Annotated in this window: 9 protein-coding genes; 2 read left to right on the top strand and 7 right to left on the bottom strand. The window is 69.0% G+C overall.

Annotated elements, in window-relative coordinates:
* Positions 1-14: 14 nt before the first annotated feature.
* The 5 genes from Leucomu_RS01645 to Leucomu_RS15805 all read right to left on the bottom strand — a co-directional run bounded on the left by Leucomu_RS01645 (position 15) and on the right by Leucomu_RS15805 (position 7,697).
* Positions 15-2,264 (bottom strand): acyltransferase family protein, encoded by a 2,250-nt coding sequence (locus tag Leucomu_RS01645; RefSeq protein ID WP_164884488.1) that lies wholly within the window; start codon positions 2,262-2,264, stop codon positions 15-17.
* A gap of 118 nt (positions 2,265-2,382) precedes the next feature.
* Positions 2,383-3,273: a glycosyltransferase family 2 protein gene (locus tag Leucomu_RS01650; protein WP_128386135.1), complete on the bottom strand. Its 891-nt coding sequence runs from the start codon at positions 3,271-3,273 to the stop codon at positions 2,383-2,385.
* Positions 3,261-4,916, bottom strand: a complete 1,656-nt coding sequence (locus Leucomu_RS01655) for a glycosyltransferase (RefSeq protein WP_128386136.1) — start codon at positions 4,914-4,916, stop codon at positions 3,261-3,263. Before Leucomu_RS01655 ends, Leucomu_RS01650 begins: the two co-directional genes overlap by 13 nt.
* A 45-nt stretch (positions 4,917-4,961) precedes the next feature.
* Positions 4,962-6,953 (bottom strand): DUF6541 family protein, encoded by a 1,992-nt coding sequence (locus Leucomu_RS01660; RefSeq protein WP_128386137.1) that lies wholly within the window; start codon positions 6,951-6,953, stop codon positions 4,962-4,964.
* Between the two features lie 3 nt (positions 6,954-6,956).
* A complete protein-coding gene (locus tag Leucomu_RS15805; RefSeq protein ID WP_017884402.1) occupies positions 6,957-7,697 on the bottom strand; it encodes an acyl-ACP--UDP-N-acetylglucosamine O-acyltransferase family protein in 741 nt (246 codons plus the stop codon).
* Positions 7,698-7,976: 279 nt separating this feature from the next.
* Here Leucomu_RS15805 and Leucomu_RS01670 point away from each other — a divergent pair, with 279 nt between their 5' ends.
* Positions 7,977-8,858: an ABC transporter permease gene (locus tag Leucomu_RS01670; RefSeq protein ID WP_128386138.1), complete on the top strand. Its 882-nt coding sequence runs from the start codon at positions 7,977-7,979 to the stop codon at positions 8,856-8,858.
* 14 nt (positions 8,859-8,872) lie between these two features.
* The gene (locus Leucomu_RS01675) at positions 8,873-9,622 is read left to right on the top strand and encodes an ABC transporter ATP-binding protein (protein WP_017884404.1); all 750 of its coding nucleotides are present in this window, start codon (positions 8,873-8,875) and stop codon (positions 9,620-9,622) included.
* Between the two features lie 74 nt (positions 9,623-9,696).
* Here Leucomu_RS01675 and Leucomu_RS01680 read toward each other — a convergent pair whose 3' ends face one another.
* Both Leucomu_RS01680 and Leucomu_RS01685 read right to left on the bottom strand, forming a co-directional pair.
* Entirely contained in the window at positions 9,697-11,649 is a 1,953-nt protein-coding gene (locus Leucomu_RS01680) for a DUF6541 family protein (RefSeq protein ID WP_128386139.1), read from the bottom strand.
* A complete protein-coding gene (locus Leucomu_RS01685; RefSeq protein WP_017884406.1) occupies positions 11,646-11,990 on the bottom strand; it encodes a DUF2304 domain-containing protein in 345 nt (114 codons plus the stop codon). The genes Leucomu_RS01680 and Leucomu_RS01685 overlap by 4 nt, the downstream gene beginning before the upstream one ends.
* Positions 11,991-11,993 lie beyond the last annotated feature (3 nt).

The raw sequence follows: 11,993 nt of genomic DNA on the forward strand, positions 1-11,993 counted from the left end.
CGGACGCGCGGAGCTCAGACCACTGAGAACTCGGGGTCGGGCAGCGGTTCCTCCGATTCGTCGGCCGGCGCCTCCTCCTCGCCGGGCTGCGCGTCCTCCGCGGCCGGATCCGCGCCCGCGGACTCCCAGCTCAGCGCCTGGGCGATCGCCGCGAGCAGCCGCTCCTCGAGCGCGGCACGCATGGTCGCGGTGTAGGCGATCGTGAGGTGGTTGTCGTCGAGGTAGACGTTGACGTTGCCGATGACGGCCTTGCAGACATCGTCGGGGCAGATGAGGTCGGTGATGTCGACCGCCGCCACTCCCGCTCCCACGACGGCCTCGAGCGGGTTCACCGCGGCGAGCGCCTGCGAGCGCTGCACGTCGCACTCGTCCGCTTCGCGAGCCTGCTCGACGCAGACGTAGTTGTCGAAGGTGAACCGGGGGTTGTCGCGCAGCAGCACCGTCGCGATGCCCTGCTGCCGGAGGATCTCGAGGGTCTGGTCCTGCCCTTCGACGAACCGCTCCTGCTCGCCCGCGTCGAGCTCGGCATCCGGGTCGGTCGGCCACGCGGTGGTGCCGACCGAGATGACGAGGTCGGGTGAGAACTCGGTGAGGAACTCCATGAGTTCCACGTTCCACTGCAGGCACTCCTCGCCGAAGGCGGGATCGGCGTAGAGGTCGGCGCTGCGAAGGGTGAACTCGCAACCTCCCATGAGGGGCGAGACAAGACGCCACCCCTGCTCCTCGGCGATCTCGCTGAGGGGCACGAGCCACTGCTCGGGGTGGGAATTGCCGACCACCGCGATGGTCATCGACGGGTCTTCGAAGCCGTTCTCCGAGCACCGGTCGCGCATATTGTGGGAGAGGAAGGGCAGGTCCGGCGAGTTGCAGTTCTGCGGCAGGCCACCCCACTGCGCGTCGAGCTCGGTCGGCAGCGGGATGCGGGGCGCGCTGTCATCCCATTCACCGTTCCAGTCGGGCAGCAGCACCGCGGCGCCCGGGTTGCTGCGCAGCAGCTCGGCCTGCGACACGTCGGCGAGGTCGCGGGCCTGCTGGGCGGCGGAGTGCTGCAGCGCTGTGAGCGGCACCGCGACCAGCGCGACGGAGAGCAGGATCACGAGGAAGCCGCGCACGTCGCTGCGGTTCGCCCACTCGCTGCGTCTCACGCGCGCGTCGACGAGCCAGGTGAGCAGGCGGGCGAGCGCGATCGAGACGAGGATCAGCACGAGCCCGCCGAAGAAGCCGAGCGGCTCACCGCGGCGGGCGATGAGGGTGAGCACGAGGATCGGCCAGTGCACGAGGTAGAGCGCGTAAGCGTCGCGTCCGAGTGCGAGCACGGGCTTCGTCTCGAGCAGCACCGAGGGGCCGAAACCTCGTTCGTCGGAGGCGCCGGCGAGGATGATGGCGGCGACCGCGAGCACCGGCCACAGGGCAAGATAGCCGGGGAATCCGCCCTGTACGTCGAGCACCATGCCGCAGGCGAGGAGGGCGACGAGGCCTCCCCAGCCGATGACCGCGCTGAGCACGCGGGGCAGGCTGATCCAGGGCAGCACGATGGCGAGGACGGACCCCGCGGCGAACTCCCACAGGCGAGCGCCGGTGTTGAAGTAGGCGCTCTCCTGATGCGCCTGCGTGGTGATGACGGAGTAGGCGAGGGATGCTGCGAAGAGGAGCAGGAAGCAGACCAGGGCGACCAGACGCACACTGCGGCGGCCCAGTGCCCACCGGATGAACGCGATCGCGGCGAACAGCAGGGGCCAGAGGAAGAAGACCTGGCCCTGCACGGAGAGCGACCAGAAATGCTGCAGGGGGCTGGCGAGCGATGTGTCGGCGTAGTAGTCGACCGACTCGGCCGCGAGCGCCCAGTTCTCGTAGTAGAACAGCGATGCCCAGGCGTGGCGCCAGAGGTCCTGGTGGCCGGAGGCCGGCAGCACGAACGAGCCGGCGACGACGGTCGCCGCGATGACGACGGACGCGGCGGGCAGCAGGCGCTTGAAGGTGCGGATCCACTGCCCGACGACTGCGAGGGGCCGGCCTGCCTCGAGACGGCGGATGAACGATCCGGTGAGGAAGAACGCCGAGATCATGAGGAAGGCGTCGACGCCGCCCGAGACGCGATCGAGCCAGACGTGGTAGACCACCACGAGCAGCACCGCGACGGCGCGCAGGCCGTCGATGTCCTTGCGATACCGCGGCGCGGAGGTGCCGCTCGCGGGTCGCGACCGGGGTGCCCGCTCCGCGACAGGTGTTCTCGGCGCCGACGGCGCGAGGGGTGGAGCAGGCATCATTCAAGTATTGCATCGGACGCGGCCGAGCGAACTGAACAGCGTCCAGAGAGCGGTCTTGCTCGACGTGTTCGAGCGGCGCCCCGCCCCGTCGGCCGGTCGACGAGAGTCGAGCGGTCTACACCACCCGGTCGACCTGCGGGTCGAAGCGGAAGCCCTCCCAGAGCTTCTTGATCATCTGCTTCTGCAGCCTGCGCTTCACCCGGCCGCGGCGCATGCCGACGACCACCTGCGCCGCGAACATGAAGAAGTGCGGCAGCGATTGGTGGTGCCGTCGATAGGACGCCTGATTGCGGATGCCGTAGGCGAACTTCCAGGCGTTCTTGTCGTCGATCATGCCGAAGTTGACGCCCTGATTCACGCCCATGTCGTGCACGGTGACGCTGTCGAGCACCTGCACCCCCGCGCACTCCTTCGAGAGTCGCAGGGTGTACTCGGAGTCGTCGAACCAGATGAAGTACTCCTTGTAGGGCAGCCCGTAGCGCTCGATCGCCCAGCGGGGGATGAGCACCGAGACGAACGAGCAGCTCGTCACCATGACCGAGTTCTGACCGATCGCGAGCAGCCGGCCCCAATCCCACGTGGGCACGGGGTTGTTCATCTCGCAGATGGTGCCGTCGATGTACTTGACGACCGAGCAGGCGAACGGCATCTGCTCGCCGAGCTCCGACGCCGCCGCGTCGAAGCCAGCGATGAGCTTCTCGAGGGCGTCGGGCTCGGGGTAGCCGTCGTCGTCCATGATCCAGACGAAATCGGCCCCGAGCTCGTAGCCCCGCCGCATGCCTGCCGAGAAGCCGCCGGCGCCGCCCGAGTTGGTGGGCAGCGACACGATCTCGAGATCCAGACTCGACTCGAGCGATGCGAGGTAGTCCCCGGTGCCATCGGTCGACGCATTGTCGACGATCACGAGCGACGAGGGCGCGTGCGACTGCGCCTCGATCGAGGCGATCACCGTCTTGAGCTTGTCGAGCCGATTGAACGTGACGACGACTGCGGCTACGCGTGCCATTGTGCGAGGGTCTCCTTCATCCATTGGTGTGCGCTCTGCAGGTCGCTGAACTCGGCCACGCGGTCGCGCTGCTCGGCCCATCGCAGCTCGCGCAGCTTCTCGCTCGCCGCGAGTCTCGACACCGCGCGGGCGGCGGCGGTGATGAACGGTCGAGCCGGGCGGGGCGCGAGCATCTCGCCCTGCACGATCGTGCGCTGGGATCCGACATCGGCCGAGAGCACCGGCACTCCGGCGGCGACGGCTTCGAAGGTGGTGAGGGTGAGGCCCTCGTTGATCGAGGTCACGACGAGCAGATCGGTGCGCCCGAGGGTGTCCGAGACCGGGGTGTCCTCGTAGCGCTGTTCGATGACCCCGCGCAGGCCGAACCGGTCGATGAGACCATCGACGATGTCGCGCATCTCGCCATCTCCGTGCATGATCGCGTGGAACGGCTCGCCCGTCTTCCGCAGGCGGTGCACGAGCATCAGGAACACATCGGGTCGTTTCTGGCGCGAGAGCCGCCCGACGAACGAGACCGTGAACGGTGCTCGGGGGTCCCGCGGCTCGAATCCGATCGTGCCGTCGACCGTGAGCGTGGTGAGGGGCGCGAGCGCGATCTTGCCCTCGTCGATGCCCTGCACCTCGGTGAGCCAGCGCACGAGCTCGGGCGAGATGGCGTGGTGGGTGTCGATGAACGCGTCATACTGCGCCGCGATGCCGGGGTAGCCGCCCCCCAGGTACTCGACGATGTGCAGCGAGTCGGCGACGGGCAGCTCGGGGCGGTGGCGCTTGATCCACGGCAGGCTGAGGTAGAGCCACTGGCAGTGGTGCAGCGATGCCCCGACGAAGCGGAAGTTCTCGAGCAGGGCGTGCGCGAGTGCGATGTCGAGCCGGTGGAGATGCTCGCGGAAGCTCAGCGCGACGACGACGCAGCCCTCGAGCTCGGGACGGGTGAGCCAGGGGTGCACGGAGTTCTGATCGGTCACCACGACGGGCAGCAGCCCGGCGTCCTTGGCGAGCTGGATCGACTCGACGGCCCAGCGCTCGGCGCCGCCGGTCTGCAACCAGTGCAGACCGAAGAGCACCGCGGCCGGGGCGTCGGCGGGAGGCGCGGCCGGCGCGTGGGGCCAGGCGTCGATGACGGGGGCGCTCTCCTCGGCGGATCGGCACTCGGGATAGCGGGGCAGCGGGCCCGAGATCGCCCGCTCGCGGCGGCGCATGATGGTCTCGCGCACGGTGTCGAGCACCACCGGTGCGCGGCGCTCGAGCTCCCGGTAGACGCGTCGGGGGATCGAGGCAGGGGCCGGCGGCTCAGTGGTGGCGGGGGTGGCGTCGCGGTGACCCAGCCGGATCCACCGAATCACCGGCCGGTCGGGCGGTGACGCCTGGATCGAGCCGACCGCGAGGCTGCGAGCGTGCACCGTCCGGTGCGGCTCGCCGTGCGCGATCGCGGTGCCGTCGACGGTCGACCCGTCGGTGAGCGCGGGCATCTGCGCGATCTCACCGATGCCGACGCGCAGCTCGAGGCGGGCGCCCGGGTTGCGCAGCGCGTGATAGTTCGCGGCGGCGACGAGCTGCGCGCGCTGCAGCTCGGTGAGTTCGGCCGCAGCGGCTTCGTCGGCTGCGGCGATATCGAAGAGCGGCGAGCGGTCGATCGTGTTCATTGACTCCACAGCTTAGCCGGAGTTGGCGGGGAGGCTGCCCGGCCGTCAGCCGCCGAGCCCGCATGAAGTGATCCGGAAGAGCTTCGCCTCGCCCTGCTGATCCACGAGCTCCGCTGCCGGATTGCCGTCGAGGTTCTCGATCCCCGGGTACTCATGGCGTCCGCTTTCGACCTCGCGCGTGCCGAAGTCGAGCACGAACCGCACGCCGGTGCGCTGCAGCGCGTCGCAGACCTGAGGGCTGTCGGGCTCGAACGCGAAGGAGTAGAGGATGAGTTCGGCGTCCTCGTCGGGAACCGACTTCTGATAGCTGAGCAGCACCGGGTAGCCGGCGAGCGCGTACGCGTAGGAGGTTCCCGTCCAGGGACTGCCGGCGATGACGGCACCGTCCGGGACGTGCTCCGGGAGGCGGGCGATGAGGGCGCGCTCGTCGTCGGAGAGCACGTTGTTGACGGGCACACGGCCCTCCTCGGCGCGACCGCCGAGGAGGCGTCGCTCGTCGGGCGGCATCGCGTCGATGTAGGCGGCCGATTGGCCGTCGTGCACGAGCCGCAGCAGGGGCACGAAAGCGGGATAGCCGGTGGTGAGCAGCACCGAACCCAGGCAGACGGCCGTGATGATGCCCGACCCCGCCCGGCCGAGTCGCGATCTGGTCAGCACGCCGCTCAGGCTGTCGACCGCGAAGACCGCGAGCGGGATCACGGTCACCACCAACTGTGCGCCCAGGCGGGGCACGTCGGCGAACCAGGCGTTTACGATGAGCCTGAGCGACTGGTCGGAGGCTCCCGCGGTGATGATGTACAGCGCGGCCGACACGATCCACATGAGGGCTGCCGCGAGACCCCATCGGTCGCGGCGCATCACCGCGAATACGATGCCGATGACCACGAGCGCGGCCATCGCGAGTGGCAGACCGGCCCCGAGGATCGACGACGTGAACGCTTGGAGCACCGCCTCGGGCAGCGAGGTCTGGGCGGGCCACCACCACGACGTGCGGAACCTGATGAAGATGTTGTAGCCCACGAGCAGGAACAGGATCAGCAGGGCGCCGCGCCGTGCCCGCTGCGCCACGGTCGCGCTGCGCCAGTTCGCGACGAAGGCGACCACGGCGATCACGGCGCAGAGCACCAGCAGGCTGGTGAACGCCGAGGGGTGCGATAACGCGACGGTGCCCGCTCCGAACAGGGCGAGCGCACCGAGCAGCCGCAGGGGGGCGATGCGTTCGCCTCGGATCAACCCGACGAATTGCAGGGCGGCGGCGACGGCCGCGGGCAGCACCGCCATGCCCAGGAAGAACGGGTAGAGAATGCCGTAGGCGAGGGTATTGAGCGGGAAAGCCGGGAAGGCCGCCGCGAGAACGCCGACGGCGATCGAGCTCGTCGGGGTCGTTCGCACGAGCTGTCGAGTGAGCAGCATGATGCTCGCGGGCCACACGAGCGCGACGACGACCATGTTGAAGGAGTTGATCGCCAGGGGGATGTCGGAGCCGCCGATGAGGGCGACGAGCGAGACCGCCGCGTGCCAGGCGCCGGGATAGTAGCTGCCGGTGTCAGCGGGATTCGAGTACGACGGCAGATGGAACGGCGATACGTTCGCGGTATCGAGGGCGTAGCGCAGAGCGCCGTGGTGGAAGACGGAGTCCCACGACTGGGAGACGGCGTTCGGGTCTCCGATGCCCACGCAGCCGATGAAGAGCAGACCCGCGCCGGCGAAGGCGAGCGACCCCGCCCCCCCCCACCCCCACCGGGTCGTGCGCTCCTCGGGATCCGAGAACCGGGCGCGCAGCACCAGACGGCCGATGAGCACGATGAGTGCGCTGAAGACTGCTGCTCCGATCGCGGCGGTGCCGAGCGTCCACGGAAGTCCCGCCCACGGCATGGCGATGGCGAGGACAGCATAGGCGCCGATCGAGAAGACGGGTGCGAACGCCCAGCACCAGAGGCGCCGCAGGCCGAGAAAGTAGCCGGTGGCGAGACCTGGCAGGTAGAGCACGACCACGCTGGCGAGCATCAGCGGAATCGCGCCCAGCCACGACAGCATGTCCTAACGGCCCTCGGGTTCGATCTGCAGCGGCTTGAGGTCGTGCTGCGTGCTCCACCACTCGAGGTCGGCGGCGAGGGGGGATCCCTCGCCGAGTTCGAGTGCCTCGTCGAGCAGGAGATCCCCGTCCGCGTATCGCTGCTGCAGCAGAGCGACCTCGGCCTCGTCGATGCCGAAGCGCTGCATGCCGATCGTGTTGACGCCGCGCAGCCGCGCGGGGGAGCCGAAGGCCTTCGCGTAGGGCGGCACGTCGCGCGCGATGGGCGTGCCCATGCCCACCATGGCGCCTGCGCCGATGATGCGGCGCTGGTGGATCGACGCGTTCATGCCGATGTTGACGCGCGGGGCGATGAGGCAGTGGCCTCCGATGCTGACCCCGGCCGAGACGGTCGTGCCCTCGCCGATCAGCACGTCGTGGGCGATGTAGGCCCGAGCCAGGATCCAACTGCTCGCACCCACGGTGGTCTCGCGATAGCTGCCCTGGTGGATCACCGCGTTCTCGCGGATCACGGCTCCGCCGCCGATGCGCACTCCGGCGTGCTCGAGGTCGCCGGTCCAGGCGGTGTTCTGCCGCAGGTTCGACATCTCGGGGGGAGCGCCGATCTGGGCGCCCGGGCCGATCCAGGCCCCGTCCTCGATCGTCGCGGGGCCGAGGATGACGGCGCCCGGGCCGATCGACACGTTCGAACCGAGTTCGACGCCCTCGCCGACGTAGGCGAGCGGGCTGATCAGCGTTTGGCTCATCGGAGCATCTCCAGGTTCACGACCGTCATCGGAACGGCGCCGTGCCTCGCGAACGATGACGGCGCCGAGTACAGCCGGGAGTCGGTGCCGAGCGCCGAGCGGGGGTCCCGCGTTCCCGATGTCCTGCTGCTCATTGTAGAGGGGTGCGGTCCGAGACCGCTGGTGCGGCCCTGCCGCGGGCGACCAGACGCCTCTCATGGCCGATTTGGTAAACTCGGGCGGTTACCTGAACTCACGTCAGGGGGCGGAACGAGCACGCAACGCGCTGAAGGAGGAAACGTGGCACTGAGCGCGGCAGAGGGGGCCGGAACGAACCAGAGCGGGTTCAACACCCCCGGACAGGGGCGCGGCCTGCTCGAGGTGTTCCGCTGGCGATACCTGCTGCGCCTGCTGGTGCGCAAGGAGACGTCGACCCGGTACCGCAACTCGGTGCTCGGGTGGGTGTGGTCCTATGTGCGCCCCGCGGCGCAGTTCATCATCTTCTACCTCGTCATGGGCGTGTTCCTGCAGATGGCGCGCGGCATCGAGAACTTCGCGATGTATCTCTTCTCGGGCATCATCGTGATCAACTTCTTCAGCGAGGGCTTCTCCAACGCCACGCGCTCCCTCGTCGACAACGCCCACCTCGTGCGCAAGATCTACATGCCCCGCGAGCTGTTCCCCGTCGCGGCGGTGATCGTGTCGTTCGTGCACTTCCTGCCACAGGCCGCCGTGCTGCTCGTGGTCGCCCTCATCTTCGGCTGGTTGCCGCTGCCGATGTACCTCGGCGCCGCGATCCTCGGCATCCTCATCGTCGGCCTCGCCGCCACGGGCCTCGGCCTCTTCTTCGGCTCTCTCAACGTGGCGTTCCGCGACGCGCAGAACTTCGTCGAGCTGATCCTGATGGTCGCGGTCTGGGCCTCGCCCGTGCTCTACTCCTGGCAGATGGTCGCATCGCAGGTGCCCGAGTGGCTGATGTTGATCTATCAGATCAACCCGCTGACGGCGGGTGTGGAGCTCTTCCACCTCGCCTTCTGGGATCCGGTGACGGCGGGCGCCCACTCCCTGCCCGACAACTTCTGGACGACCGTGTGGATCGCCACCGCCATCACGGTGGCCGGCGTGCTGATCGGCCAGTGGGTGTTTCGTAAGATCGAGCCGCGCTTCGCGCAGGATCTGTGAGAGAACGACAGCATATGGAACAGCATCAGCCGGCGATCGTCGTCGACCACGTCAGCAAGCACTTCTCGCTCAAGCACACGCACTCGATGAAGGAGGCGTTCATCGGGTGGACGAAGGGCAAGAAGCTGCGCTCCGACTTCACGGCCCTCAACGACCTGAGCTTCGATGTGGCCGAGGGGGAGTCGGTCGCGCTGCTCGGCTACAACGGCTCGGGCAAGTCGACGATGCTCAAGATCATGTCGGGCGTCATGCCCCCCGACGAGGGCACGGTGATGACGCGCGGCCGGGTCGCGGGACTCATCGAGGTGGGCGCCGGATTCCACCCCGACCTCACCGGGCGCGAGAACGTGTACCTCAACGCCGCGATCCTCGGCATGAAGCAGCATGAGATCGACGCGATCTTCGAGCAGATCGTCGACTTCGCCGAGATCCGCGAGTTCCTCGACCAGGAGGTGAAGTACTACTCGTCCGGCATGTTCATGCGCCTCGCCTTCTCGGTGGCGATCCACGTGGAGTTGGACATCCTGCTGGTCGACGAGATCCTCTCGGTCGGCGACGCGCCGTTCCGCGAGAAGTGCCGCCTCAAGTTCCAGGAGATGATCGCGCAGAACAAGACCATGGTGGTGGTGAGCCACGACATGGAGATGGTGCGGGAGCTCTGCGGTCGCGGCATCGTGATCAAGCGGGGCAAGAAGCACTTCGACGGCCCGATCGAGCAGGCGATCGAGTACCTCGGCTCCGAGGACTACCAGCTGGCCGAGTAACCGGCGTCGCGCCGGTTCAGCGCTGGCCGACGGAACTCTCTCGGCGAGTTCGAAGCCGACGCTCCCCGGCCGGGTCAGCCGCACTCCACGCGGTAGAGCGCGGCCTCGCCCTCGCGATCGACCTCGTGCAGGATCGGGTTCTGCGACACGTGGCGCAGGCCCGCGAACTGCTGCGAGTTCTCGGCGGCGTAGGTCGCGAAGTTCGGATCGCCGAAGTCGAGCACGTAGTCGATGCCGAGCCGGTCGAGGTAGGTGCAGGCCGAGGGGCCCATATTGCGCAGGTCGGCAGCGATCGCGGCGGCGTCGGTGTCGTACTGAGCCGCCATGTGCGGGAAGAGCAGTGCGCGGCCGGAGAAGGCGTACGCATAGGCCGAACCGTTCCACGGGTCACCCGCGATGCGCGCCCCCTCGGGCACCTCTCCGTCGAGGCGCTCGAGCAGCGCGAGTTCATCCGAGGAGAGCATGTCCGGCTCGTCCTTGTCGGGGGGACTCGTCGAGAAGAGCCCGCTCATCCAGCCGATCTGGCTGCCGATGTTGGCGCCGCGTGCGCCCGTCACGAGGATGGCCGCGACGGCGAGCAGCGCGATCAGCGGGTACCACGAGCCTCGGACCCGTGAGGGCAGCGGTGAGGGGAGCCGGGCCAGGCCGAGCCGCAGCGCGTCGAAGAGCAGCATGGCCGAGACGGCGGCGAGGGGCACCGCGGCCACCGGCAGCAGCGCGGCGAGCCGCGCCGCGTCGTTGTACCACGCCACGGTGAAGGCGTCGCGCAGCGGGCCGGTGAGGCCGATGGCGATCGCGTAGAGCAGCACGGTGAGACCGTACGACAGCACGATCCAGCGATGGCGCTTCCAGAGCAGCAGCAGCGCGGCACCGGCGAGCACGAAGAGCGAGACGAACCACGCCTTCGCCGGGATCAGCGGCGCGTTGGAGAGCGCACCGACGATCCCGGTCACCACCCCGCCGGCGTACCGCTTCTCGCTGTCGGTGTTCTGCACGACGATCCACATCGCGGCGATGACCGCGAAGGTGGCGAGCACTCCCGACCACCGGTACATGCGGGCGCGCAGCGGCAGCCCGCGGCGGCCGATGCGGGTGGCGTAGGCGACGATCAGCGGCAGTACGAGCACGGCGTAGCTGTAGACGCCGTTGGGCTGCGCGAACGCGGTCGCCCCCAGTGCTCCGAACGCGCCGATCCAGAGCGCGGCTCGGGGCGCGGGGTCGGTCTGCAGCGGTGGCCGCAACGCGAGGTGCGTGAAGCCGAGCGCGATGGGTACGAGCGCGTTGGCGAGCACGTTGGGATAGAGCACCCCCCACGAGAGCAGCAGGTAGGGGAACGCCGAGGAGGTCGCGGCGAAGATCCCCGCGAAGAGCAGCCCGGATCGGCGGCCCGCGAGGAATGGAGCTGAGAAGAAGAGCACTGCGACGGGCCACACCCACGCGGCGACGACGACGGTGACCGCGTTGGTCGCGAGGGGTACCGAGGTGCCGGTGAGGCCCGCCACGATGGCCACGATCGAGTGCCACAGGGTCGGGTAGACGGCGATGGTCTGGTGCGGCACCGCCATGTTCATGTGGAGCGGCGAGGCGTCGCCCGTCTGCATGATGAACGCCGCCGCGTTCAGATGGAACACGGCGTCGTAGGTCTGCGAGACGTTCTCGGGCGCCTGGATGGCGCGCACGATCTCGACTGAGATGATGCCGCCCGCGAGCAGCACGGGCAGCGCCACGAGCAGCCGACCCCGCGAGAACGGGCGACCGGTCGCGGGGGTCGGTAGCCAGCGCCGCACGACGAGCGCGACGACCGCGAGCGCCGCGGCGCACACGAGCACGGGCAGAAGGCCCCAGCGCACCCCCGCGAAGGGTGCGACGAGCGATGCCACGGCGATGATCGCGAGGGAGGCTGCGATGCCGCCCGCGACCAGCCCGAGCCCGCGCAGCCGCAGCGCGTAGGCCGTCGGCAGGCCGGGCAGGGTGACGAGGGCGGTGGCGAGCAGCAGTGACGGCACCACCGCCAGCCAGGCCGTCAACGCTGTTCCTCGCGCGTGCGCGCCTCGATGAGAGCCACCGCGCGCGCGAGCTCGGTGACCCTGGCGTCGCTGCGGGCCTTCGCCCGCACCGTGGCGACCGCGAAGATCAGCACCATGATGATGAAGACGTAGAGCAGCAGGTCGGTGCCGCGACCGATGCCGAAGAAGTTGGCGACGACGGTGAGGGCTGCCGGGAACAGGATCGCGAGGGCCGCCACGATCACGAACAGGATCGCGAAGATGCGCTTGAGGGCGAGCGATCGCTCGCCGGGGAGGAACTTGACTGCGAGTGCGGCGGCGATCACGACCGCGGCGATGAGCAGGAGCTGGAAGATCGTCATCGT

The organism is Leucobacter muris (assembly GCF_004028235.1).
Classification (GTDB): domain Bacteria; phylum Actinomycetota; class Actinomycetes; order Actinomycetales; family Microbacteriaceae; genus Leucobacter; species Leucobacter muris.

What these genes read in the sequence shown, in the direction of transcription:
- Leucomu_RS01660 (WP_128386137.1), bottom strand. Translation starts at nt 6,953, where the DNA reads ATGCTGTCGTGGCTGGGCGCGATTCCGCTGATGCTCGCCAGCGTGGTC.
- Leucomu_RS01685 (WP_017884406.1), bottom strand. Translation starts at nt 11,990, where the DNA reads ATGACGATCTTCCAGCTCCTGCTCATCGCCGCGGTCGTGATCGCCGCC.
- Leucomu_RS01645 (WP_164884488.1), bottom strand. Translation starts at nt 2,264, where the DNA reads ATGCCTGCTCCACCCCTCGCGCCGTCGGCGCCGAGAACACCTGTCGCG.
- Leucomu_RS01655 (WP_128386136.1), bottom strand. Translation starts at nt 4,916, where the DNA reads ATGAACACGATCGACCGCTCGCCGCTCTTCGATATCGCCGCAGCCGAC.
- Leucomu_RS01675 (WP_017884404.1), top strand. Translation starts at nt 8,873, where the DNA reads ATGGAACAGCATCAGCCGGCGATCGTCGTCGACCACGTCAGCAAGCAC.
- Leucomu_RS01650 (WP_128386135.1), bottom strand. Translation starts at nt 3,273, where the DNA reads ATGGCACGCGTAGCCGCAGTCGTCGTCACGTTCAATCGGCTCGACAAG.
- Leucomu_RS15805 (WP_017884402.1), bottom strand. Translation starts at nt 7,697, where the DNA reads ATGAGCCAAACGCTGATCAGCCCGCTCGCCTACGTCGGCGAGGGCGTC.